This window comes from Massilia sp. Se16.2.3, from assembly GCF_014171595.1.
GTDB lineage: Bacteria > Pseudomonadota > Gammaproteobacteria > Burkholderiales > Burkholderiaceae_D > Telluria.
On sequence record NZ_CP050451.1, the window covers coordinates 3,791,403 to 3,814,377 of the forward strand.

Sequence of the window (22,975 nt, forward strand, 5' to 3'; positions counted from 1 at the left end):
CCGCCTGGAGTGGGCGCAGGGCGGCGCGCGTCCTAGAACAATTCGAGGTTGACCGGCGCGGATGGTTTACGCGGCGCGTTCGGCGCCGGCCAGTCGCGCATGCGCTCGGCCGGATAGTGGCGCAGGAAGCTGCGCGCCAGCTCCAGGTCGCCGCAGGCCAGCCAGCTGTCGACCTCCTCATGCGGCAGCACCACCAGCGAGCGCTTTTCGTCGCCCGGCCGGTGCATCCGCCGCAGCAGCGGATGCTCGTCCGCGTTGATGGTGATCTGGGTGAACGAGGTCGACACGCCGCCATCCGGCTCGGCCCAGTCGCGCCACAGGCCGGCGACATAGAACAACGCATCGTCGCGCATGCCGATCGCATGGCGCACGGCGCGGCCGCTCTCGTAGCAGGGCTCGTAGAACCAGGCCATTGGCACCGCGCACAGCTGCAGGCGGCGCCAGCTCGGCGCGAACGAACGCCGTTCGGCCAGCGATTCGGCACGCGCGTTCATCGTATCGAAGGGCTTGATCTCGGGCGGAATCATGCGCCGCGGGACCATGCCGTAGCTGGCCAGGCAGGCTTCTCGCCTGCCGTTCTCGCCGCGCCGGACGATGGGCGCGTCGTAATCCTTCCAGGTCTCTTCCGGCCAGCGCCAGTCCGCAGGCAGCTCGCTGAAGGCGCCGAGCGAACCGAATTGCTCCGGTGTCGGCGGGCGGTAGTTAACACACATGACTGCGGCACATGGCTGCGCGCCCTAAAACCCTTGGTGGACCGTAGCCAGGTGGCTCACGGACGGCGTGCCGTCGAAGCAGTGTTCAACGAGGCAGCGCCACTCGGTGAAGTCGGCGCTGCCGCGGAAGTGGACGTTATGGTCCTCGACCGTCTGCCAGCGCACCAGCAGGCGGTAGCTGCGCGGGTGCTCGATGCCGCGCTGGACTTCCATGCCCTCGCAGCCGCGCGCACGCCGGAACAGCGGCGTCGCTTCGCGCACCGCCGCTTCAAACGCCTCTTCCATCCCTGCCTTGATCAGGAACTCCGCACTCTCGATGACCATCTTCTTCCTTCACTGAGGGGAAAACGTACGGGCCGGCCGTTTGCACGGCCGGCCCGGCATATCAGACGCCTAGATGCCCACCATCGACACGGCCTTGGTGTTGAGGTAGCCCTCCATCGCCTCCGGGCCGCCTTCGGTGCCATAGCCCGAATCCTTGATGCCGCCGAACGGCAGTTCGGCGCTTGGCGTCGCCGGCTGGTTAATCCACAGCATGCCCACTTCCATGCGGTTCATCAGGAGCTGGGCGTTCTTGATCGAACGGGTGAAGGCGTAGCCGGCCAGGCCGTAAGGCAGGCGATTGGCCTCAAGGATCGCTTCTTCCAGGGTCTCGAAACCGCGCACGGCCGCGATCGGGCCGAAAGGCTCGTCGTTGAAGACCGAGGCCGTCAGGGGCACGTCGGCGAGAATGGTCGGCGCGAAGAAGTTGCCGGCTTCGCCGACACGTGCCCCCGCCGGTGGCGACGACGGCGCCCTGCGCCTGCGCATCCTCGACCACCTTGGCCATCGCGCTCACGCGGCGGGCGTTGGCCAGCGGCCCCAGGTTGGTGCCGTCCGCCAGGCCGTCGCCCAGCTTCAAGCTTTCGGCATGCTGGACCAGCGCGCGCGTGAATTCGTCCTTGATCGCCTTGTGCACCGGGAAGCGGGTGGGCGAAATGCAGACCTGGCCGGCGTTGCGGAACTTGGCGGCGCCGGCGGCCTTGACGGCCAGGGCGACGTCCGCGTCCTCGGCGATGATGACCGGCGCATGGCCGCCCAGTTCCATCGTCACGCGCTTCATGTGGGCGCAAACCAGTGCCGCCAGTTGCTTGCCGACCGGCGTCGAGCCGGTGAAGGTGACCTTGCGGATGATCGGGTGCGGGATCAGGTAGCCGGAAATCTCGGCCGGGTCGCCGAACACCAGGCCGACCACGCCGGGCGGCACGCCGGCATCGACGAAGCACTGCATCAGCGCGGCAGGCGAGGCTGGGGTCTCTTCCGGCGCCTTGCACAGGAAGGAGCAGCCGGTGGCCAGCGCGGCGCCGAGTTTACGCACGATCTGGTTGATCGGGAAGTTCCACGGGGTGAACGCGGCGACCGGGCCGACCGGCTCCTTCAGCACCAGCTGCTGGGCGGCAGGGTTGCGCGACGGGACGATGCGGCCATACACGCGCATGCCTTCGGCGGCAAACCAGTCGATGATCTCGGCGCCGGCCAGGGTTTCGCCCTTGGCTTCGGCCAGCGGTTTACCCTGTTCCCCGGGTCAGCAGGCGGGCGATGTCGCCGGCACGTTCGCGCAGCAGGTTGGCGGCGCGGCGCATGACCGCGGCACGCGCGGCGGCCGGCACAAGGCGCCAGGCTTCGAAACCTTTTGCGCCGCTTCCAATGCGCGGTCGAGGTCGGCGATGGCCGCATGGGCCACGGTGCCGATGGCCTGGCCGGTCGCTGGATTGACGACCGGAATGGTCTTGCCGCCGGTGGCCTCGACCCATTCGTTGGCGATGAGGAGGCGGGTGTCTGGATAGCTGGACGTCGTCATGGCGTATCGATTCCTGTGTCTGGGAAAAGCGCCATCTTACCCTGTACGCGGGCGTCTTGCAGCGGCTGCACCCGCCCCGTGGTGGTTCAGGCCGAGGGGCCGCCTGCGCAGCGGAGGTCGGGCCGTGCGTCGTTGGCCGCGCGCCCTCCCAGTCGAGGCGGTCGATGCACATGCGGCGCGCCGTTTGCGCCTCGTCCCAGGCGTGGTAGACGATCCAGGTCTGGCTGCCATCGGGCGAGACCGTGAACGAATTGTGGCCGGGACCGATGATGCCGGGCCGGCTGCCCATCAGCAGGGCCTCGTGGCCGCCTTGCGGGCGTTCGTAGGGACCGAGCGGATGGTCGCCAACCACATAGCTGACGCCGTAGTTCTCGCGCTCCCAGGCGCCGCCGCTGTAGAAGCAGTAATAGCGCCCGTCGTGGACCTGCACCGAGGCGCCCTCCACGGTGTGCCAGTCATAGACCCGCCCGTACATCGTGCGCCCCTTGCGGAACACGTGCCAGTCCTCGTGCGGGCGCACCACCACGCGCGGCTCGCCGGCGAGGGTCGTCATGTCGACCAGGCGGTCGACGACGATGCCGGTGCCCACGCGGTGATCGTCTTCCAGCTCGAGGAAGTCGACGCAGTAGAACAGGTACCACTGGCCATCCTTGTCCCTGAACGGATGGGCGTCGATCGAGAACGGCTGGTCCGGCACCAGGATCTTGCCGCTGTCGACAAACGGCCCGGCCGGATGCTCGGCCACCGCCACGCGCAGCTTCTGGTCGGTGCCCTCGTCGGCCGAGCCGGACGAGTAGTACATGTAGAAGCGGCCTTCGTGGAAAGCGACTTCCGGCGCCCAGTAATGCTCGGCGCCGTTGTTGTCGAGCGCGTGCCCGACGGGCTCCCACTGCACCAGGTCGGTCGAACGCAGGACCGGAATCTGGCGCCCATCCGCGCCGCCCGGTGCCGTGCCGTAGGCATAGTAGACGCCCTCGTGTTTCAGCACGAAGGGATCGGCGAAGATCTCCGGGTAGACCGGGTTCTGGTAAGTCTGCTGCACTTTCTGTCTCCTGGAAAGCGGCGACCGCCCGGCGCAGGGCGGTCGTCGGTCTTGCGTGTGCTACCCGGCTGGCGTGACGTCGCCTTACAACTTATAGCGCAGGCTCAGCCCATACGTGGTTGGGTTGTAGCGGATATCGCGCGGCTGATACGGCCCGAGTTCGCTCTTGAACTTCGCATGCGTCAGGTTGATCGCATCGAAGTGGAGCGACAGGTTGCGGCTCAGCTCATAGCCGATGCTCAGGTCGACAAAGGTGTTCGCCTTGACGATGCGGTCCTGGTTGAACGGCGGCTCGGCGATCTGCTCGACATAGTCGCCGCGGCGGGTCGCAGCCAGGCGGCCGGTGATGCCGTTGCCTTCATAGAGCAGTGCCAGGTTGTAGTTCTGCTTGGCCACGCCGATCAGCGCGGTGTTGGCGAAACTGTCGGTGCCGAACTGGGTCTTGGTTTCGTTCTCGCCGTCGATCCAGGTGTAGTTGAACTGGGCGCCGAAATTGCTCCAGATACCAGGCAGGAAGTCGAAGAACTTCTGGACACTGAATTCCGCGCCCTTCAAGGTGCCCTCGCCCGAGTTCTGCGGACGCGTTACGCGATAGACCTGGCCACCGATGGTCTCGTCGGCCGTGAAGTTCTGCAGGTAGCCGTCGATCTTGCGGTGGAATAGCGCCACCTGCGCATAGCCGTTCTTCGCGAAATAGTACTCGAGCGTGGCGTCGAGGTTGGTCGAGCGGGTCGGATCGAGATTCGGGTTGCCGGCATTGCCGCTGCCCGGCGCGTTCACCGTCGGCGGAATCAGCGACAGTGCCGGATTCATCTCGCGGAAACCCGGACGGGTGATGGTTTTGCCGGCGGACAGGTGCGACTGCAGGTTTTCGGTCCAGCCGACGGTGGCGGCGATGCTCGGCAAGACGTTCGTTTCCGAAGTCGACAGGTCGACATCGCTGACGACGTCGCCGATCTGGCTCTTGCCGCGCAGGTCGCGGTTCACGCGCACGACGCGGGCGCCGGCCTCGCCGGAGAGGTCGATGTTGCCAAGCTTGGTGCCGAAGCGCGCCGACAGGTAAAGGGTGGCGCTCTTTTCGCGCTGGTCGAACAGGCGCGTCGGGTCTTCCGGCACGCGGCCGCTCGGTGCGCCGTAGCCATTGCGCACGAGGTCGCGGTTGTTGAGCAGGAAGTCGGCCGAGGGGGTGGCCCAGGGGCCGCCGAGACGGTCCAGTCCTGGCACGATTTCCTCGAAGTGTACGCCGAACTGGCCGATCGGGGTCGGGCGCACGGGACCTGCGAAGTCGGAGTGGCCTTCGGCGCCATGGTAGCTGGCCTTGCGCGAGGACAGGCGGATACCGCCCGTGATCGCATCGAAGAAGCCGTCGCCACCGAGACGATAGACGGCGTCGGAACGCAGCTGGAACTGGTCGCCCCGCTGCTCGTTCCAGTTCTGCACCAGGCCGCGCAGCACGTACTGGCTCGGGTCGCGCAGCGCGTTGGCGCTGGTGGGCGTGGTCACCGCGCTGTAGCCGCCGTGGCCATCGCTGCCATAGGCGAACACGCTGGAGCTGGCGCCCGGAATCTGCTGGTCGACGATGATGGTGTCGTTGACGAACTTCGAGCGGGTGTAAGCCAGTTGGGTATTGAGCGTGAGCGGCCCTTCGGCATAGCGCAGGCCGAGGTTCAGGTAATTCGTCGTGGTGCGCTCGTCCTGGCCCCAGGTACTGGTGGCGGTGTACGGGTCCCAGTCGTAGGCGCCCGGGCCGAACTGCGCCGCAGGCGCGTTGGCCGACAGGATCGGGCAGATCACGCCGACCGGCGTGTTGCAGTGGTTGCCCTGGGGAGCCAGCACCACGTTGTTCAGGCGCGGCGCCCAGGTGACGATGTCGAGGATGTAGTTGACCGCGCTCTTGCCCTGGTAGCCCATACCCAGGTACTGGGCGCTGGCCTGCAGCTGCGGGCTGATCTTCCACGAAAACGCGCCGTGCACGCTCTGGCGCTCGCGGTCGCCGCTATTGTAGATGCCGCCGATGTTGGGTAGCTGGCCCAGCACATCGCCGGCATTCACGGGCGCGAACGGCGCCGTATTGCCGATGCGGGTAGCGGTGCCGTCCGGGCTGACCGAAAACACGTTGGTCGGACGGTCCACCCATTGCACCGGATAGGTCCAATTCTCGCGGTGCAGCGCAACGTCGAGCAGCACGCCCATTTCGCCCAAGCGCGTGTTCCAGCGATCGCTCACGAGGAAGCCGCCGGCTGGATTGTGCTTGGTCTTGGTGGCGTCGCTGCCGTTGGTCTTCTGGACGCGGTCTTCCAGGAAACCGGTAACCGTGTATCCCGGGAAGTCGAAGGGCGATCGCAGGCGCACGTTGACGGCGCCGGCGATGCCGCCCTCGAACTGGTTGGCCGTGGCCGACTTGTAGACTTCGAGGCCGCCGATCGACTGCACTTCCAGGTCCTCGTAGGACAGGCGGCGCCCGGCGGCCGTGAAGATCTCGTTGCCGTCGAGCGTGGTGGCGACGTCGGGCAGGCCGCGGATGATGACGGAGCTGGTCTGGCCGCGGTCGCGTCCGACCTGTACGCCGGCGATACGCTGCAGCGCGTCGCCCACCTGGCGATCGGGGAACTTGCCGATGTCGTCGGCATTGATGGCGTCGACCACCTGCACCGCGTCGCGCTTGATCGCCTCGGCCGAGCGCAGGCTCTGGCGCAGGCCGGTGACTTTCACGACGGCCGGCGCCTGGGCCGATTCGGGCGCGGCATCGGTGGCTGCCGTTGCTTGCGGCTCGGTGGTGGTTTGCGCCAGCGCGCTGGCCCCGTAGGCCGACATCAGCATGATGGCGGCGCAGATCGGCTTGACTTTGAATCGGGTCATGCAAGTCTCCTGATTGGTATGAATGGCGTATGGCTGGCCGAAGCGTGGGCCCAGCCGCCGGCCGGTCGCAGCCGGCTTGGGACGTATCACATACTAAAAGAGGGCAACTGGCGCCACCCATAACGAAACACGCAAGAGCTATCCGAAATCGTCATGGCATGCCGGGTGCATGCATGAAAGGCTTCAGGGCACGCGTGCCAATGCCTCGGCCGTGCTCTCGGTCCACCCCGGCGCGAACACCTGGCCGTCGGCGTCGAACAGGAAGGCACGCGTGGCCGGGAACACCAGCTCGACGCGGCTGCCCGGGGCTGGCGGTGCCGTGTCGGCATCGCTTTTCACCGCCACCATTTCGCCGGTGCCTTCGACCTGCGCATAGACCGGGGAGATGTCCCCGAGGTATTCCACCAGTGCGACCGTCGCGCCGATGCCGTCGCCCTGCCCCGGGCGCACCAGCTGCAGGTGCTCGGGGCGCACGCCCAGCGTGACGCGGTCGCCGCTGCGTGCACGCGCCACATCGGCCGCCACCTGCACGCGCGCGCCGCCGGCCAGCTGCACGCCGGCGCTGCGGCCCGCGGGCCCGGCCAAACTCGCTTCGAAAAAGTTCATGCGCGGCGAACCGAGGAAACCGGCCACAAAACGGTTGGCCGGCCGCTCGTACAAATCGAACGGCGTACCGACCTGCTCGATGCGCCCGCCGTTCAACACGACGATCTTCTGGCCGAGCGTCATCGCTTCGACCTGGTCGTGGGTCACGTAGATCATCGTGCTTTTCAGTTCCCGGTGCAGGCGCGCCAGCTCCACGCGCGTCTGGCCGCGCAGGGCCGCATCCAGGTTCGAGAGCGGCTCGTCGAACAGGAAGACCTCGGGTTTGCGCACGATGGCGCGCCCGATCGCCACGCGCTGGCGCTGGCCGCCCGACAGCGCCTTCGGCTTACGGTCCAGCAGGTGCTCGATCTGCAGGATGGCCGCGGCGCGCCCGACCCGCTCGTCGATCTCGCTTTTGGGCACCTTCGCCAGCTTGAGGGCAAAGCCCATGTTTTCGGCCACGCTCATGTGCGGATACAGCGCATAGCTCTGGAACACCATGGCGATGCCGCGCCGGGCCGGTTCGATGTCGTTGGCCACGCGTCCGCCGATTTCCAGCGTGCCCTCGCTGATGTCTTCCAGGCCCGCGATGATGCGCAGCAGGGTCGACTTGCCGCAGCCGGAAGGCCCGACGAACACGACGAACTCGCCGTCCCCGATGTCGAGGTCGATGCCCTTGATGACGCTGTTGCCGTCGTACTGCTTCTTGATGCCGCGAAGGCTGACCGATGCCATGCCGTACTCCTGAAAAGTTATCCTTTGAGACCGCTCGCCGCCAGGAAGCCCTGGGTCACGCGCCGCTGGAAGACCACGTAGGCCAGGGCCACCGGCAAGGCTCCGATCAGCGCCGCCGCCATCAGCTGGGCGTAGCGTACGCCGAACGCGTCGTAGGTCTGGGTCAGCCCGAGGGGAATCGTCATCATCTCGTTCGAGGTCACGATGATGAAGGGCCAGAGGAAGTTGTTCCAGGCGCCGATGAAGGTGACGATCGCCATCGCCCAGACGATGTTGCCGGAAATGGGCAGGTAGACGCTCCACAGCACCCGCAATGGGCCCGCGCCGTCCATCACTGCCGCCTCGCGAAAGTCCGTGGGAATCGCATCGAAAAACTGCTTGAAGACGTAGATCACGACCGGCGACACCACCTGGGGCAGCACGAGGCCGGCGTAGCTGTTGATCAGTCCCAAAGCGTGCATGGTGCGAAACAGCGGCACCAGCAGCGCTTCGAAAGGCAGCAGGAAGGCCAGCATCGACAGCGCGAACAGCAGCGAGCGGCCACGGAAGCGCAGCTGCGAGAAAGCGTAGGCCGCCGTCAAGCTGATCGCCATCGTGACGATGGTTACCAGGAAGGCCACCAGCGCGCTGTTGAACAGCCAGCGCGGCAGGTTGCCGGCACTGAGCGTGATGCGAAAGGCCGACAGGGTCCAGGTCTGGGGCAGCCAGTGGAAGGTGGCGGACACGGTTTCGTGTTCGGGGCGCAGCGCGGTGGACGCCGCCCACAGCAGCGGGAACAGCCACAGCGCGGCCAGGATGACGGCGCTGGCGACCGCGACAACCGTCCACCCAAGTTGCGACCCGCCTTTCATACGTCCTTGCATGGCAGCTTTCATGCCGCCCTCCGTCCGATCGAGCGCGCCAGCAGCGACAGCGCGATGACGACCACCATGAAGGCCATCGCCACCGCCGCCGCGTAGCCGGCGTCGCTTTGGGTGAATGCCGTCTCGTACATGTAGTGCAGGGTGACGCGGCTCGTGTTGTAGGGCCCGCCGCTGGTGAGGATATAGGTCTGGCCGAAGACCTTGAGCGAGGCGATCAGCTGGATCAGCAGCGCCGTGCCCATCACGGGCTTCAGCGCCGGCCAGGTAATGGCCCGAAACAGCGTGAAGCCGCGCGCGCCGTCGAGTGCAGCAGCCTCGTAGAGCTCCGCGGGGATATTGCGCAGGCCCGCCAGCAGCATCAGCATGTTGAAGCCGACCGTCCACCACACGGTGCCGATCGCCACCGAGGGCAAGGCCCAGTGCACGTCGGCCAGCCAGGCGCGCTGGCCGCCGACCAGGTAGTTGATGACGCCCGACGACGGCTGCAGCATCCAGTCGGCGATCAGGGTCATGACGGAGATCGGTAGCACGTAGGGCAGGAAAAAAGCGCCCTGCAGCCAGGATTGGAAGCGCACGAAGCGGTGCACGAGCAGCGCCATCACCAGGCCCAGGGCGGTCAGCGGAATCACCGTCAGCAGCGCGAAATAGAAGGTGTTCCCGAGCGAAGCCCAGAACGACGGGTCCTGCACCAGGGTCGCGTAGTTGGCCAGGCCGACGAAGCCGCTGGTGCGCGTCAGGCTGCTCTCGGTCAGGCTCAGGTAAAAGGTCTGCAGCGCCGGCCCGAAGAAGAACAGCAGGAAGGCGAGCAGAAAAGGCGCCAGCAGCAGCCAGGCCGGGAGGTTTTCGCCGCGTGCGCGCCGGGCGTGGCGAACCGCCGGCGCGGGTTCGGGGCGATTTGCCTGGGGGACGGCGGTGACGTGTGCGGCGGGGCTCAAGGTGGGCATCTCCATCAGTAACGCGGCGGCTTCTTGCGCAGCAGGCGCGAGGCTTCTTTTTCGAACATCTCGAGCGCTTCAGCCGGCGTCAATTGGCCGGACAGCGCCCCCGGCATGAATTTCGATGCCATCGCCTCGACGGGACCGGCCGCGCCCATGTACCAGCCATCGGGGTCGTAGACCACGTGCTGCGCGGCCGACGCGTACAGCGCGTTGGGCATCAGGGCGCGTGCCGCCGCCGACTCGGCCACCGGACGGTAGGCCGGCACGTGGCCGCCCTCGGCCCAGCCCATCGAATGGCGGCTGACGTAGGCGATGAAAGCGAGCACCGCCTGCACCTTTTGCGGCGACATGGTGCGACCCTCGTTCGCCGGCATGGCAAAGGCATGCGAATCGGTCCAGACGCTGGCGTCCTGGTATAGCTGGGGGAAAGGCACGATGCCGTACTCGAAGCCGAGCGTGCGCGCCCTGGTCGCCCGCACCAGTTCCGGCACTTCCCACACGCCGTTGATCATGAAGCCGGCGCCGCCGCCCATGAACTGGCTGGTGGAAGCGGGATAATCGAGGCCTACCGGGCCATAGCCGCGCGTGAACCAGGCGCTGACCTTGGCCAGCTCCTCGACGCCCGCGCGGCCATACACGAACTGGCCGTTCTCGATCAGGCCTGCCTTGCGCTGGGCCAGCAGCGACAGCCACAGGCGCCAGATCGCGTACGAGCCCTGCCCCGACTCCATCGCCAGGCCCGTCTTGCCGGTGCGTTCCTTCACGCTGCGAAAGGCGTTGGTCAGGGCGTCGTAACCGACGATGGGTTTGAGGGTGCCGGACGCGTCCAGCAGGCCCGCCTGCCCGGCCAGGGTCTTGTTGTAGTAGAGGACCAGCGGATGCAGGTCGAGCGGGATGGCATAGGTGGCGCCGCCGTAGCGCGACTTTTCCCATTGGCGCGGGAAATAGTCGCCCGCTTTCAGGCCGGCGGCGGCCAGCTCGGCATCGCCGATGGGGCGCAGCACGCCGCCCCCCGCCAGGTTCGGCAGGCGCGACAGGTGGACGGTGGCGATGTCCGGCCCCTCGCCCACCACCGACGAGGTGATCAGCTTGGTATAGAAGGGCTCGCCCCCCACTTGAGCGTGGTGCTGACCACGCGCACGCCGCGCTGGCTGGCGTTGAAATCGTCGATCATCGCGCGCATGCGCGCACCGTCGCCGCCGCTCAGAAGCGTCCAGACCCTGACCTCGACCGGGCTCCGGGCACGCGCCAGCTCGGGCGCACCCAGCATCCCGAGCAGGATGGAAGACGCGATAAACCGCCTGCGTTGCACCACATTGTCTCCGTTTCGTTCGACGGCTGGCCTGTGCCGGCCTGTCCGTTTGCTTCGCTGTTTGTGAACTCGTGCTATCGAGCCATGATTATTTCACCATTCCCGTCAGCCAGCCTGTCCCCTTGCGCAGGGAGGCGCGCCGGCGCTAGCGGATCAGCGTCGGCCCCTTCACCACCGGCCTGCCGCCCACCCACTCGAGCTTGTCGATGTAGAGGAAGCGCCGGTCGCCGCGCTTGCCGTCAGCCTTCAGTTCCCAGGCGTGGTAGGCGATGTAGTCCTGGCCGCCCACCTGGAACACGGCCTGGTGGCCCGGTCCGAACAGTTTCGACTCGCGGCTGGTCTTCAGGAAAGGCGCGTCGCCCACCGGCTCGCAGGGCCCCATCGGCCCGGCGCAGCTGGCATAGCCGGCCGCATAGGTGCCGTCGCCGAAGTCGTTCGCCGAATACATCAGGATGTATTGTCCGCCGCGCACCACCATGGTCGGCGCCTCGATGACCTTGCCTTCCCAGGTGCGGCCATTCGTCAGCAGGCGGGTCGGCTGGCCCAGCACGCCAAGTCCATCGGGCTGCAGTTCCTGGGCGAAGATATGGGTCGGCTGGTTGCAGCAGTTGCCGTCGCTCTTGAAGTAGAGGTAGAGGCGGCCGCCTTCCAGGAACGGGCTGGCGTCGATGGTGCCGCCCAGTTCCGTCTGGCACACCAGCGGTTTGCTGGCCTGGTCGACGAAGGGGCCGGCGGGCGAAGCCGACACGGCAGCACCGACGCACTGCTTGTCCGAGGCCTGGTCGTGCGCGGTGTAGTAGAGAACATAGCGTTCTCCCAGCTTGATCACTTCCGGCGCCCAGACGTGCGGCACCTTCGGGCGCACCCAGCTGGCCAGCGCCGGCATCGCATCCGGCAGCGCGCGCCAGGTGTGCAGGTCCTGCGAGTGCAGCAGCTGGACGTGCTTTTCGTTGGCGTTGGTGGCGTAGGCGTAGTAGCCGCTGCCGTCGGCCAGCACGAACGGATCGGGGAAGTCGCCGATCGTGCTGACGGCCGGCTGCTCATGGCTGCAGCCGAGCAAGGCGACGCCGCACAGGATGGCGATTCCAAACGACTGCCTCATGCCCTGCCCCTGGCTACGGTCTTCGTGCGCGTGCATTTCCCCATGTCCCCTTATTGAAATATCGGTCGGCCCGGCAAGCCGGGCGCACTGTCATGGCTGAGATCATACGGATCGGGATGGGCGATTTCCCATAACGAAATTCGCGGGATCTATGCCAAATCCGTATTTGTCAGGGAGTGACCGCAGCCAGCCCGGCCGCCTCGCGCAGCGCCGCGAGCATGGTCTCGGCCGCCGGCGACAGGTGGTGGCGCTTGCGGGTGACGATGCCGTAGACGTCGGCGCGCAGTCCCAGGTCGAGCGGGAGTACGGCCAGCAGGCCCGCCTCCAGCTGCGCCTGCACCAGGCCCGGCGGCAGCGCGACGATGCGCTCGCTCCCCTGCAGCAGCTGCGACACCAGCGGCAGCGACAGGGTCTCGACGATGTCGAAGGGCTGCTCCAGCCCCTTGGCGAGGAACATCGCCATCAACTGGTCGCGCAGGCGCCCCGGCGGCGGCAGGATCCAGGCGGCGCCGGCCAGGTCTTCCAGCGCCAGGTCGGACCGGCCCAGCCAGGGGATGCCCGGCGCGCACGATCAGGCTGCGCGGCTCGTCGGCGAGCGGCTCGAAATCGAGTTCGCTCGCAGCCGACGGATCGTGGATGCGGCCGATGACGATGTCGAGCTCGCCCGCGCGCAGGTCTTCGATCATGGTGCGGCTGGTCTCCACCCTGACTGCCACCTGCACGCGCGGACTGCGTTCCTTCAGCAGTTTCAGCGCCTGCGGCACCAGCGAGGCCGCGGGCGTCAATACGCTGCCGACGCACACGCGCCCGCTGGACCCGGCCTGCCCCTGCATGATTTCCCTGGTGCGCCGCATCCATCTCGGCCAGCGCCGCGCCGGCGCGCCGGATCAGCACCTTGCCGGCCCAGGTCGGCACCACGCCGCGCGGCAGGCGCTCGAACAGCGGGACGCCCAATGCGTGCTCGAGTTCACCGATCAGCTTGGAGGCACCCGGCTGGGTGAGGCCCGCTGCTTCGGCGGCGTGCAGGATCGAGGCATGGCGGCCCAGTTCGACCAGCAGCACCAGGTGGCGGGTCTTGAGGTGAAAGCGGATGAACCGGGTGGAAGACGAATCGCGCATGCCGCATTATGAAATTTTTGTTAAAAAATCATAAAGCATGGGGGATGGGGCGTCAAATCGGTTCAGGCGGGTGTCACGGTTCGGCAACGGAACGGAAAACAGCGCGGCATGGCGGTCTATCCGGTGAACGGGATGCTGCGTCGGCATCCTGGCTCGGCCTCCAGTCCGGATACGCCACACCTCGCGTCAAGAACGACGGCAGTGCTCGTGTCCAAATGTCAGACCTGACCCCAGCCTTGTTGCTGATCGAATGTTCCGGTTCCTGTTACTCGCCCCGGTACCGTACAACGCCGCCCACCACCGTTTGCAACACCCTGACATTGGCGATGTCCTCCTCCGGTATCGCCAACACATTCCGGTCCAGGACGATCAAGTCTGCCAGCTTGCCCACCTCCAGCGAGCCAATCAGTTTTTCCTGGCGCAGCGTGTACGCCGCATCGATCGTGGCCGCGCGCAGCACGGCGGCGCGGGTCATGCCGGGTTGCGGCGTCAGGCGCCCGGCGAATTCGGGGCCGGCATCCGGCGCGGCGGTGCGCGTGACGCCCACCTTCAGGGCGAACCAGATGTCGAGCGGATCGACGGGCCAATCACTGCCATAGGCGACGCGCGCGCCGGCGTCGACCAGCACGGCCTGCGGTTCCACCGTCGCGTAGCGCGTGGAACCGAGGTAGTCCTTCAGGGCGCCGACCGTGTCCGCCGCCGGTTTGGCCCACTGGAAGGAGAGCACGGGCCTCACGTCCAGCGCGGCGAAGCGGCGGTAGTCGGCTGGTGCGACGATTTCGGCATGGGCGATCGCCGGGCGCAGCGCCCTTCCCGCTCCCGTTTCGCGCAGCGCCGCGATGGCATCGAGCGCCTCGCGCACGGCGCGGTCGCCGTCGGCATGGATGTGCGGATCGATGCGGGCCTGCGCCAGTGCGGCCAGGGTCTCGCGCAGCGCAGTCGGCGAAAAATAGCTGGGCGGGCCATTGCCGGGCCCGGGCCGCCAGTCGGGCTGTTCAAGCGTGCCGCGGTTGACCAGGTAGGGTTCCAGCATGGCGCCCGTAAAGGCCGGGGCCGCGATGACGCCGTCCATGAAGAGCTTGGCGTGGCGAACCTGCATCGACGGACGCACGCGGGTAGGCCCGGCGTCGAATCGCCTTTGGTGGCGCAGCAGCTCGGCCACGGCCTGGCGCGGGGTCGCGCCCTTGTCGAGGTCGATCAGCACGGCGAAGTGGGCACGTGCGCTCAACTCGCCCCGGCGCTGCAGGCGTGCGAAGGCGGTAAGCGTCTCGGGATCGGTCCAGGCGTCCAGAAAAGTGGTGATGCCCGGCGGCGCATGGCGTCCAGCGCGGCGCGCGAGGCGGCCAGGTTCTGCACCGGGGTCAAGGGCGGCAGCAGGCGCATGGCCAGGTCCTGGGCGGCATCTTCCAGCAGGCCCGTCGCGCGGCCAGCGGCATCGCGCACGATCTTGCCGCCGGCCGGGTCCGGGGTGGCGGCATCGATGCCGGCCAGGGCGATCGCGCGCGAGTTGATCTGCACCGAGTGGCCGAAGGAAGAGCGCACGATGATGGGCCGGCGCGTCTTCAAGGCATCGAGCAGGGCTGCACTGGTGGCTACGCCCTCGGGCTGCATCCCCTGCTGGAACCAGTTTACCACCAGCAGCGGGCGGTCCGGTTCGCGCTTCCTGTCGCGATCGATGCAGGCCTGGATGCGCGCCTGGAACCGGGCCACGGTCAGGCGCGCGTAATCCAGGCTGCAGTTGAGCAGGCGGCTGCCGCCAGATTGCGGGTGCATGTGGGCATCCACCAGGCCGGGCATGAGCATGCGCCCCTGCAGGTCGACCACGCGCGTGCGCTTGCCGACCAGCGCGCGCACGCCGGCGTTGTCGCCGACATAGACGATGCGGCCGCCGCGCACGGCCAGCGCCTGCCGCACGCTGTCCTGTGCATCGACCGTGTAGACGACACCATTGCGGTAGACCAGGTCCGCCGGGCGTTCGGCGGCGGCTGCGCAGCCCAGGAAGAGAAAGGAACACCGGGCGAAGATCTTCATATGCCTCCCATGATGGCCTGATGATGGCCTGACACCGCGAACTCAGTCGGCGCGCAGTGCGGCCGCTGTCGCTTTCAGCCAGCCTGGGGCCGTTCGGCGGTCCCAGACGAACCAGGCCGTCTCCGTCGCCTCGACCGCGCGGTCGGCAACCTCGACCCGCACCAGTGCCGGGTCCTCGAGCACGAACTGCGGCAGGTAGGCCAGCGCCTCGCCACGGCGCACAAACGCCAGCAGCAGGTGCAGGTCGTCGGCCCAGTAGCGGATCGCGCGCGGGGCGGCTTCGGCGCGCCAGCCGTCGGAACGGGCGCCGCGCTGGGCGCCGCACAGCAGCGAGCGCGTCGGGCAGGCGAACGGGTGCGCCAGCACAGCCTCCAGCGGCACCGGCCCCCCACGGCAGCAAGCGGATGGCCGGCGCCGGCCACCAGCTGTAGCTGGAAAGCGCCCAGCGCCACGCTCTCCCAGTCGGCCGACCAGAAGCGCCCTCTTCCGTCCATGACTTCACCCGTGACGATGGCCGCCATGGCCTCACCGCGCGCCAGTGCGCCCAGCGCGTCGTCCTCGTAGGTCGCCTGCAGGCGCACGCCGGCATCCACATAGCCCGCCAGCGCTGCGGCGACGCGGCCCGCTTCACGCGCCAGCAGGATCGCCGGTCCGGCAATGCGACAGTCCACCGTGGCGTGGGCGCCGAGGATGTCGGCCTTCGCCTCCGGGCCATCGCCAGCAGCAGCTGCGCGCTGTCGACCAGGCGCCGGCCGCTGGCATTGAGCACCAGCTGGCGGCTGCTGCGGTCGAAGACCTCCGTGCCCAGGCTGTCCTCGAGGCGGCGCAAGGCTTTCGAGACGGCCGAAGGCGTCAGGTGCAGTTGCTGGGCGGCCGCCGCCAGCGACGCGTGCTGCGCGACCGCGAGGAAAACACGGAGATCGGCCAGGTTCATTGTCCAGCCAGGACACAGATGATGAACATTCGTTGCTTTACGCTCAAGTATCGATTCCCTACTATGCACGAGTTCATCCCGCACCTCAAGCCGCCATGCATCGATTCCGCCTGCCCGTCCTTCCCGTCTTCGCCTCCCGCACGGACGCCCTGCGTCGCCTCGCCGGTGCCTGCCTGCTGTTCCTGCCCCTGTCCGTGACCGCGCTCGAGCCGAGCCACGGCGTGCATGGCATGGTGCTGTTCGGCGACAGGGATGGCCTGTACGCCGCGCGCCTGCCGATGTTCCACGCGCCGCACGACACCCAGGTCGTCCTGCGCGTGCGCTTTGCCGATCCGCGGCTCGAACGAACGATGCGCGCCCGGCTCGATGCCGGGACGGCACTGTGGACGCTGGAGCCGGAGCGCTTCGCCCTCGGGCGGCTCGCGCCCGGCGCAGGCGACCCGCTGCGCGCGTTCAGGGCCCGCGCCGTCGAGGGCCATTTCGAGCGCGGCGGCGTCACCCGCGTGCAGGACGCGCAACTGCGCGTCGAGCGCGTCGTGCTCTACCGCCCCCTGCGGCCGCAAGCGGCCGTGCACCCGCAGTCGGCCTATGTGCCGGTCGGCCGCTTCCTCGTCAAGCTGGTCGACAGCCGGCCCGATTTCGACCACATCGTGCGGCTGCGCCATGCCGTGCCTGGCCCGGTGACGGTACCGAAGCGCGGCGTCGAGGAAAGCGCCGCCGCCGCCCTGGCGCGCCGCGCGCCTTATGCCGCCACGGTGTACTACGACACCGCCGACCTGCGCTGAACGGGCGCTAGGCCGCGGCCCCCGATGCCGCCTGCGCCGGCACGTCCATTTCGATGCGGCGGATCGGCGTGAACAACCAGGCCAGTGCGGACAGGCCGACCAGCACCGCGCCGCCGCCCGGGAACAGCTGCGCCAGCGTGATGTGGGTCAGCAGCCAGCCGGCGCCCGCTGCCGACAGGGGCGCCAGGCCCATGAAGATGAACATGAAGATGCTCATCGCGCGTCCCATCATGTGCGCAGGCACGCGGCGCTGGATCAGGTATAGACCGTCACCTGCATGAAGCCCGACAGCACGCCGACCAGGAGCAGCAGTCCGGCAGCGAGCCAGGTTGCGCCGACGCTGCCGATGGGCGCCACCAGCAGCCCGGACACCCCGTCGACCAGCAGCAGCGTGGTGCCGAAGCCCGCCAGGCGCAGGCGCTTGCCCGCCACCGCCGCCCCGGCCATGCCGAGCAGGGCGCCGGCGCCGCTCGCGCCCATCAGGATGCCCGGGGTCGAGGCGCCATGCTCGCTGCCGTTCGCCAGCACCGGCAGGGCCACCTGCATCGTCCCGCCGATGAAGAGGGAGACGATGCCCCAGTAGGTAAAAGCACAGGCGCAGCGCCAGGTCGTTCCACACCATGCGCAGGCCGTCCGCGACCGAGCGCAGCACGGACGCGCCCTGCGCGCCGCGCCTGCCCTGCCCTGCGGCCGGGCGCAGGCTCACCTTCGACAGGGTCCATGCCGACACCGGGAAGCTGGCGCAATCGAGGCCGAAGGCCGGGGCCAGGCCACGCGCATCCGCCAGCTGCGCGCCAGCCTGCGCACCGTTGCCGGCAAGCGCGATCAGCACCGCTGCCAGCAAGGGTCCCGCCAGCATCGCCAGCTGGCGCAGGCCCATCATGATGCCGTTGGCCGCTGCCAGGTGTTCGGCAGGCAGCGCCTGCGGCAGGATCGATGTGCCCGACGGGATGCTGAAAGCCTGGGCCAGGCCGAGGCCGAATGCGAGGATGCAGACGATCGTCAGGATCACCCGCGGCGACATGACCACGGCCAGCGTGGAACCGAATTGCCAGGTGGCGCCCGGCTCGACCTGCAGGACGAAGACCGTGACCGCCGCCAGCAGCAGCGCGTTCGCGTACTTGCTGAGCATGAGCACGCGCTTGGGCGAATAGCGGTCGACCATCGCGCCGCCCAGCAGGATGAAGACGGCGCGTGGAATGCTCATCAGCGCCAGCACCAGGCCCAGGGCCAGCGCGCTGCCGGTGAGTTTCAGGACCAGCCAGGGCAAGGCGACGATCGACAGCTGGTCGCCCAGGTTCGAGATGACGCCGCCGCGCAGCAGCCAGCGGAAATTCGGGTCGCGCATCAAGGCCGGGCGCGTCGACTGGGGATTGGACATCGTGTTTCCTTCCATGGTAACGGGCGCGCCGCGGGCCGCGGCGCTGTTGAGAGCGCCTAACAAAGGTGAAGCCGCACGCGCGATGCGCGCGCCCTCCATAGCTGCGTTGCATCCGCTCGCCGTACAGGTGTACGGTCTTCCGGTTCGCCGATGCGACGGCTGCGTCGGGTGGACGCATCCCTTGCTCTGAAGGTTTTGTTAGGCGCTCCAGGGTGGATCAGCGCGCCTGGGCCATCGCGGCCACCAGCGCCAGAGCCTGGCTCAGCGCCTGCAGCTCGGCGGGCGTGGAATTGCGCAGCAAATCCTTGCTGATCTGTTCCGCCGGGACGTGGGCGTGGCCGAGCAATTCGCGGCCCGCCGCCGTCAGCGCCGCGTAGGCCACACGCGCGTCGCGCGGTTCCTGCTGGCGTTCGACCAGGCCGAGTTTTTCCAGCGGCAGCAGCGTGCGGGTGATGCCCGAGGCGGTCAAGCCATGGCGCTCGGCCAGGTCGACCCGGCGCAGGCGGCAGCCCGGACCCTGGCTCAGGTGGTGCAGCAGCAGGAAGTCGTTGAAGCTCAGGCCGTGGTAGCTGGCCAGCGCCCCGTCCAGGCGGCGCATCACCACGGTCTGGGTGCGGGCCAGTTGCAGGACGACGTCCAGCTGCGGGCTGACGGGGCCGCCTGGCGCCGGTTCGATGTGCGATGGGTTCATGGTCACTGGGGGGTAGTTGAGTGATACTTGAACGATACGTGAAAGATACTTGAGTACGCAAGCATTATCGTATATGCATGACGTTTTTGTGCCGACGACGATGTTGGGCGAACACGCGGCATGCCGGTGCTGGCCGCTGCTGCGTTACCCGCGCACCTGGTCGGTTTCGCCACGCGGGCACTCCCGGCGGGGCCGCCCGCGCCGCTTATTTTGCGCAGGCCTGCAGCTGCGCGATACCGCCGAACGCGTCCAGCGCGGCCGCGCCCTCCTTCTGGATACGTTCATGCCAGGCGGCCGCATCCGCCTCGCGCCGCGACACCGCCGCCGGGAACACGGCCGTCAACACCGGGTCTTCGATGCGTGCCTTGGCGCGCGCCACGCCATCGCGCATGACAATCGGATCGCTGCCCAGGTCCTGGTGCAGCTTGATCGATCCTTCGCCCAGGCCGCCACCGTCGGCGTAGACGGCAAAAGCGTGGCGCCCGGTGGCGGGCCGATAGACGACAGCCAGTGTCCCCGGCTTGATGGCGTGCTGCTCGATGAAATCTTGCGGCAGCACGATGTAGGGAATCCTGGTGGCGTCCACATAGCGGCGCTGGGTACCGGCGGGCTGGCCGGGAATGCCGATCGAGGTCGCGCTGATATACGCTTTCCCCGGTAAAGGGTCGCCCGCTTTCTGAATGAGCGGCACATTATGGGGCCCCGTCTCGAAGCCGAAGATCCTCACGCCGCCATAGTCGCCGCTGGCTCTCGCTTTTTTCCAGGCTGCCTGGCACTTCGCTTGCCAATGCTTCTTGTCCGTCTTGCTCGTGACGCGCTTGCCGTTTTCGAAGGCCACCACGCCATCGCAGGTAAACGACAAGCCCTTGCCATCGACCAGATAGGAATTCGGCGCGCCGTCGGCGTCGACATTGTAGGGCGCGCGTTTGAACAGCACCGCGTTGTTGTGGGTCCATGGGTCGCCGTTCGCGATGCCTGTCGGGCAGGTCTGGGCGAGGACAAGGGAAGACAGCGGCGCCAGGATGGCTGCCGCCAGGATCGGTTTCGTTCGCATAGGGTCTCCAGGAGCTGGTTCTATTCGGGAACGACGGCATGCGGCAAGCTGCAGCCGCAGCGCGCTTGCAGGTCGACGTACGGCGGAGCTCGGCGCTTGCAGGACGCGCTGCCAGGCACGCTTTCGCGGCGGCGCCACCTGCATTGCCATAGTATCCTGCTCGCGTCTCGCCGTCACGGCACATGCTGCGCATCCCTCGGAAGTCGGGACCGGCCGGCGCAAGTGCGCAACAATGGTTCCGGCGCCAGCGCCGGGAGGGACGACGAGAAAATCGGCGGGCAGCACGGTTGGCGCGTGCTGCCCCAGGCTTTCCAGGGCTGACGCCCATAACACGACATGCGCGGCGACGAACGCAATGCCGCGGTGACCGAGGCGGCAAGGAATTGCCTCCAGTATCCAGACGCGGCCCCCGACCGGCAAGCCTGATGCCGGTTCGCCGCCCTTGCGACAGCGGGCATCCCATCCGGGTCCACGCAGCCTGGACCCTCGCAGGATCTGGGCCGCAAGCGGCGCGTGACGGCTGACGGGGAATGCTATGGGGCGGTCTTGCGCACCTGGCCGGGTCGCGCCGCGCCGCCATAGACCACGCTATGCTCCGCCGCCGGATAATGCGTGCGGACCAGTTCGCCGATGGCGGCGGCGATCTTGAATGCGCCCTGGGCCGACGGTTCGATCGGCGACACGCTGGCATAGTCGGCTTTATCCGTGCAGACCAGGCGCAGGTCGAGCACCGGCAGGCGGCGCGCCACCGCTTCGCGCAGGATGACGTCGTTGAAGGAACCGCAAGGGCCGTGCGCAGGCCAGGGGCCAGCCCCGGCACGCTGTCGTAGATCGTCGCCACCGCCGTCGGCTTGCCCTGCGCCAGCACGCCATCGAGCATGCGCCGATAATCGCGGGCGAAGGCCGCCTGCCAGCCGGCCAGCAATTCCATCCCTTCCAGCACCGTCGCCACCTTCCTTCCCATCTCGCCGACCAGGCCAAGCACGTCGTTGCCCCCGCAGCTGACGAACAGCCAGGTGGGCAGCGCGTCCAGCTGGCCGATGCGCGCCAGTTGCCCGGCCAGGTCGGCCAGCACGTCCCCGTCGCGCGCCAGCAGGGAGACGCCGTGGCGCGGCCCGAGGCTGGCGCGCAGCTGCGACGTGACGTCGGTTCCGGGCGAGACATAGGGGGCGTTATCGAAGATCGAGTCGCCCAGCAAGACGATGTGTTCCATTTCCGTTTCCTTCGGTTTCCGTGCGTCGTCTTTTGACAACGCACCACTTGTTCGGCGTCGCGCGGGACCTCGCCCGGCCACGGTCGGGGCCGTAACCAGCATACCCTGCCCCGCCGCCGGTGCGCGCCCAACACGATGCAGCCTAAAGGCGCCTGCGACAGGCGGCGTCGCATGGTCGCGCCGCCACAACGCCGAGCGGGCCAGGAGTTTCCATAAGGAAATAAGTCTGCAATAATTGAACATTCATTCAGCCGCCCCGCCATGCCTGCCCGCCTGTCCAAATCCAAGCTGATGGCGTATCGCCAATGCCCGCGCCGCCTCTGGCTCGAACTGCACCGTCCGCAGCTGCTCCAGAATGACGCGGCAAGCGTGGCTTCGTTCGCCACCGGACACGAGGTCGGCGACCTTGCGCGCCAGCTGTACGACCCACGCGGCAAGGGCGTGCTGATCGATGCCCGCGGCGAAGGCTACGAGGCCGCGTTCGCGCGCAGCAGCGCGCTGCTTGGCGGCGGGCAGCCGATCTTCGAAGCGGGCTTTGCCCACGGCGGCGCCCTCGCGTTTGCCGACATCCTGCTGCCCGTGCGCCGCGGGGGCACCCGCCGCTGGCGCATGATCGAGGTGAAGTCGGCCACGTCGCTCAAGGACTATCACCGCGAGGACGCCGCGGTCCAGTCGCACATCGCCCGTGGTGCCGGGGTGGCGCTCGACAGCGTGGCGGTGGCGCGTATCGACCGCGACTGGGTCTACCCGGGCGGCGGCGATTATGCCGGCCTGCTGGTCGAAGAGGACGTGACGGGCGAGGCATTCGCCCGCGATGCCGAAGTGAAGGAGTGGATTGCCGACGCCGGCGCCATCGCCCTGCGCCGCAAGGGAGCCGCAGGTCGACCCCGGCGGGCATTGCAGCGCCCCCTACGAATGCGGATTCAGTGCACATTGCCGCGGCGCCGAGGTGCCGGCCCGCTTTCCCGTCGCCTGGCTGCCGCAGGTGCGCAGCAAGGCGCTCAAGGCCTGCATCGCGGACGGCGCAGCCGACATGCGCGAGGTGCCCGATACGCTGCTGAGCGACAAGCAGGCACGGGTCAAGCACCATACCCTGTCCGGCCGCCCCTACTTCGATGCCGCAGGCGCCGCCCAAGACCTGGCCCCGCACGGCCTGCCTGCCTGGTTCATCGATTTCGAGACCATCAGCCTCGCGATCCCGCGCTGGCAAGGCACCAGTCCCTACCAGGCGATCCCGTTCCAGTTCAGCGCTCACCGCCTGGGGCGCACGGGCAAGCTGGAACACCGCGCCTTTCTCGACCTGTCCGGCGCCGATCCCTCGCGCGGCTTTGCCGAGGCCCTGATCGCGGCCTGCGGCGATCGCGGGCCGGTATTCGTCTACAACGCCGGCTTCGAGGCCGCGCGCATCGCGGAACTGGCGGCGCGCTTTCCGCGCCTGCGCGCCGGCCTGCTGGCCATCAATGACCGCATCGTGGACCTGCTGCCGGTGGCGCGCGAGCGCTACTACCACCCCCGCCAGCAGGGGAGCTGGAGCATCAAGCACCTGCTGCCGGCGATCGCGCCCGACCTGCGCTACGACGAACTCGAAGGCGTGCAGGATGGCGGCGGCGCGATGGCGGCCTACCTCGAGGCCATCGCGCCCACGACCACGGCAGAGCGCAAGGGAGAGATCGAAGGCCAGTTGCTGGCCTACTGCCATCTCGACACGCTGGCCATGGTACGGCTGTGGGAATTCTTCACGGCGCGACAGCGCTTGTCGTAGCGGCGCTTAGCATCCT

19 protein-coding genes and 6 pseudogenes are annotated in these 22,975 nt (G+C 68.0%); 2 read left to right on the forward strand and 23 right to left on the reverse strand.

Annotated features, from left to right (window positions below; genetic code table 11):
• Positions 1–32: 32 nt before the first annotated feature.
• The 18 genes and pseudogenes from G4G31_RS17320 to G4G31_RS26610 all read right to left on the reverse strand — a co-directional run.
• On the reverse strand, positions 33–713 hold the full coding sequence (locus G4G31_RS17320) for an SOS response-associated peptidase (protein ID WP_182988697.1): 681 nt from the start codon (positions 711–713) through the stop codon (positions 33–35).
• A 24-nt stretch (positions 714–737) separates the two neighbouring features.
• On the reverse strand, positions 738–1,037 hold the full coding sequence (locus G4G31_RS17325) for an antibiotic biosynthesis monooxygenase (protein WP_182988698.1): 300 nt from the start codon (positions 1,035–1,037) through the stop codon (positions 738–740).
• Between the two features lie 69 nt (positions 1,038–1,106).
• On the reverse strand, positions 1,107–1,433 hold the full coding sequence (locus G4G31_RS27685; protein ID WP_267873624.1) for an aldehyde dehydrogenase family protein: 327 nt from the start codon (positions 1,431–1,433) through the stop codon (positions 1,107–1,109).
• Positions 1,342–2,553, reverse strand: a pseudogene (locus tag G4G31_RS17330) (aldehyde dehydrogenase family protein). The gene G4G31_RS27685 and the pseudogene G4G31_RS17330 overlap by 92 nt, the downstream one beginning before the upstream one ends.
• A gap of 205 nt (positions 2,554–2,758) precedes the next feature.
• Positions 2,759–3,595, reverse strand: a pseudogene (locus G4G31_RS17335) (glycoside hydrolase family 43 protein); the annotation flags it as partial.
• 84 nt (positions 3,596–3,679) lie between these two features.
• Positions 3,680–6,454, reverse strand: a complete 2,775-nt coding sequence (locus G4G31_RS17340) for a TonB-dependent receptor (protein ID WP_182988699.1) — start codon at positions 6,452–6,454, stop codon at positions 3,680–3,682.
• 183 nt (positions 6,455–6,637) lie between these two features.
• A complete protein-coding gene (locus G4G31_RS17345) occupies positions 6,638–7,774 on the reverse strand; it encodes an ABC transporter ATP-binding protein (protein WP_182988700.1) in 1,137 nt (378 codons plus the stop codon).
• 17 nt (positions 7,775–7,791) lie between these two features.
• Positions 7,792–8,649, reverse strand: a complete 858-nt coding sequence (locus G4G31_RS17350) for a carbohydrate ABC transporter permease (protein ID WP_229425068.1) — start codon at positions 8,647–8,649, stop codon at positions 7,792–7,794.
• Positions 8,646–9,572, reverse strand: coding sequence for a carbohydrate ABC transporter permease (locus G4G31_RS17355; protein ID WP_229425069.1), 927 nt, complete (start codon positions 9,570–9,572; stop codon positions 8,646–8,648). The genes G4G31_RS17350 and G4G31_RS17355 overlap by 4 nt, the downstream gene beginning before the upstream one ends.
• 14 nt (positions 9,573–9,586) lie before the next feature.
• Positions 9,587–10,690, reverse strand: a complete 1,104-nt coding sequence (locus G4G31_RS17360; RefSeq protein WP_182988702.1) for an extracellular solute-binding protein — start codon at positions 10,688–10,690, stop codon at positions 9,587–9,589.
• Positions 10,660–10,890, reverse strand: a complete 231-nt coding sequence (locus G4G31_RS17365; RefSeq protein ID WP_182988703.1) for a hypothetical protein — start codon at positions 10,888–10,890, stop codon at positions 10,660–10,662. The genes G4G31_RS17360 and G4G31_RS17365 overlap by 31 nt, the downstream gene beginning before the upstream one ends.
• A gap of 142 nt (positions 10,891–11,032) precedes the next feature.
• Positions 11,033–11,989: a glycoside hydrolase family 43 protein gene (locus G4G31_RS17370; RefSeq protein WP_182988704.1), complete on the reverse strand. Its 957-nt coding sequence runs from the start codon at positions 11,987–11,989 to the stop codon at positions 11,033–11,035.
• Between the two features lie 169 nt (positions 11,990–12,158).
• A complete protein-coding gene (locus tag G4G31_RS26580; RefSeq protein ID WP_308622177.1) occupies positions 12,159–12,545 on the reverse strand; it encodes a LysR substrate-binding domain-containing protein in 387 nt (128 codons plus the stop codon).
• 46 nt (positions 12,546–12,591) lie between these two features.
• Positions 12,592–12,843: pseudogene (locus G4G31_RS26585) on the reverse strand (LysR substrate-binding domain-containing protein); the annotation flags it as partial.
• A gap of 100 nt (positions 12,844–12,943) precedes the next feature.
• Positions 12,944–13,108 (reverse strand): annotated as a pseudogene (locus tag G4G31_RS26590) (LysR family transcriptional regulator); the annotation flags it as partial.
• A gap of 265 nt (positions 13,109–13,373) precedes the next feature.
• Positions 13,374–15,139: pseudogene (locus tag G4G31_RS29315) on the reverse strand (amidohydrolase).
• 42 nt (positions 15,140–15,181) lie between these two features.
• On the reverse strand, positions 15,182–15,520 hold the full coding sequence (locus G4G31_RS26605; protein WP_229425070.1) for a hypothetical protein: 339 nt from the start codon (positions 15,518–15,520) through the stop codon (positions 15,182–15,184).
• 427 nt (positions 15,521–15,947) lie between these two features.
• Positions 15,948–16,073 (reverse strand): annotated as a pseudogene (locus tag G4G31_RS26610) (LysR family transcriptional regulator); the annotation flags it as partial.
• Positions 16,074–16,168: 95 nt separating this feature from the next.
• Between G4G31_RS26610 and G4G31_RS17390 the strand changes: the two are divergent.
• A complete protein-coding gene (locus G4G31_RS17390) occupies positions 16,169–16,858 on the forward strand; it encodes a hypothetical protein (protein WP_182988705.1) in 690 nt (229 codons plus the stop codon).
• 7 nt (positions 16,859–16,865) lie between these two features.
• Here G4G31_RS17390 and G4G31_RS17395 read toward each other — a convergent pair whose 3' ends face one another.
• The 5 genes from G4G31_RS17395 to G4G31_RS26615 all read right to left on the reverse strand — a co-directional run bounded on the left by G4G31_RS17395 (position 16,866) and on the right by G4G31_RS26615 (position 21,740).
• Positions 16,866–18,239, reverse strand: coding sequence for an MFS transporter (locus G4G31_RS17395; protein ID WP_308621655.1), 1,374 nt, complete (start codon positions 18,237–18,239; stop codon positions 16,866–16,868).
• A gap of 217 nt (positions 18,240–18,456) precedes the next feature.
• Entirely contained in the window at positions 18,457–18,930 is a 474-nt protein-coding gene (locus tag G4G31_RS17400; protein ID WP_182988706.1) for a MarR family winged helix-turn-helix transcriptional regulator, read from the reverse strand.
• A 205-nt stretch (positions 18,931–19,135) separates the two neighbouring features.
• Positions 19,136–19,984 (reverse strand): glycoside hydrolase family 75 protein, encoded by an 849-nt coding sequence (locus G4G31_RS17405; RefSeq protein ID WP_182988707.1) that lies wholly within the window; start codon positions 19,982–19,984, stop codon positions 19,136–19,138.
• 533 nt (positions 19,985–20,517) lie between these two features.
• Complete coding sequence (locus tag G4G31_RS17410) at positions 20,518–20,733, reverse strand: hypothetical protein (protein WP_182988708.1); 216 nt, start codon at positions 20,731–20,733, stop codon at positions 20,518–20,520.
• A gap of 707 nt (positions 20,734–21,440) precedes the next feature.
• Complete coding sequence (locus G4G31_RS26615) at positions 21,441–21,740, reverse strand: hypothetical protein (protein ID WP_229425071.1); 300 nt, start codon at positions 21,738–21,740, stop codon at positions 21,441–21,443.
• A 406-nt stretch (positions 21,741–22,146) separates the two neighbouring features.
• Between G4G31_RS26615 and G4G31_RS26620 the strand changes: the two genes are divergently transcribed.
• Positions 22,147–22,959 carry a DUF2779 domain-containing protein gene (locus tag G4G31_RS26620; RefSeq protein WP_229425072.1) on the forward strand — a complete coding sequence of 271 codons (813 nt, stop codon included), beginning with the start codon at positions 22,147–22,149 and terminating at the stop codon, positions 22,957–22,959.
• The last annotated feature ends 16 nt before the right edge of the window (positions 22,960–22,975 follow it).

Excerpts from the sequence above, each read along its gene's own strand:
- G4G31_RS17405 (WP_182988707.1), bottom strand. The coding sequence starts at position 19,984 with ATGCGAACGAAACCGATCCTGGCGGCAGCCATCCTGGCGCCGCTGTCT.
- G4G31_RS17325 (WP_182988698.1), bottom strand. The coding sequence starts at position 1,037 with ATGGTCATCGAGAGTGCGGAGTTCCTGATCAAGGCAGGGATGGAAGAG.
- G4G31_RS17320 (WP_182988697.1), bottom strand. The coding sequence starts at position 713 with ATGTGTGTTAACTACCGCCCGCCGACACCGGAGCAATTCGGTTCGCTC.
- G4G31_RS17345 (WP_182988700.1), bottom strand. The coding sequence starts at position 7,774 with ATGGCATCGGTCAGCCTTCGCGGCATCAAGAAGCAGTACGACGGCAAC.
- G4G31_RS17395 (WP_308621655.1), bottom strand. The coding sequence starts at position 18,239 with ATGTCCAATCCCCAGTCGACGCGCCCGGCCTTGATGCGCGACCCGAAT.
- G4G31_RS17350 (WP_229425068.1), bottom strand. The coding sequence starts at position 8,649 with ATGAAAGCTGCCATGCAAGGACGTATGAAAGGCGGGTCGCAACTTGGG.
- G4G31_RS17390 (WP_182988705.1), top strand. The coding sequence starts at position 16,169 with ATGCATCGATTCCGCCTGCCCGTCCTTCCCGTCTTCGCCTCCCGCACG.
- G4G31_RS17400 (WP_182988706.1), bottom strand. The coding sequence starts at position 18,930 with ATGAACCCATCGCACATCGAACCGGCGCCAGGCGGCCCCGTCAGCCCG.
- G4G31_RS17340 (WP_182988699.1), bottom strand. The coding sequence starts at position 6,454 with ATGACCCGATTCAAAGTCAAGCCGATCTGCGCCGCCATCATGCTGATG.
- G4G31_RS17370 (WP_182988704.1), bottom strand. The coding sequence starts at position 11,989 with ATGAGGCAGTCGTTTGGAATCGCCATCCTGTGCGGCGTCGCCTTGCTC.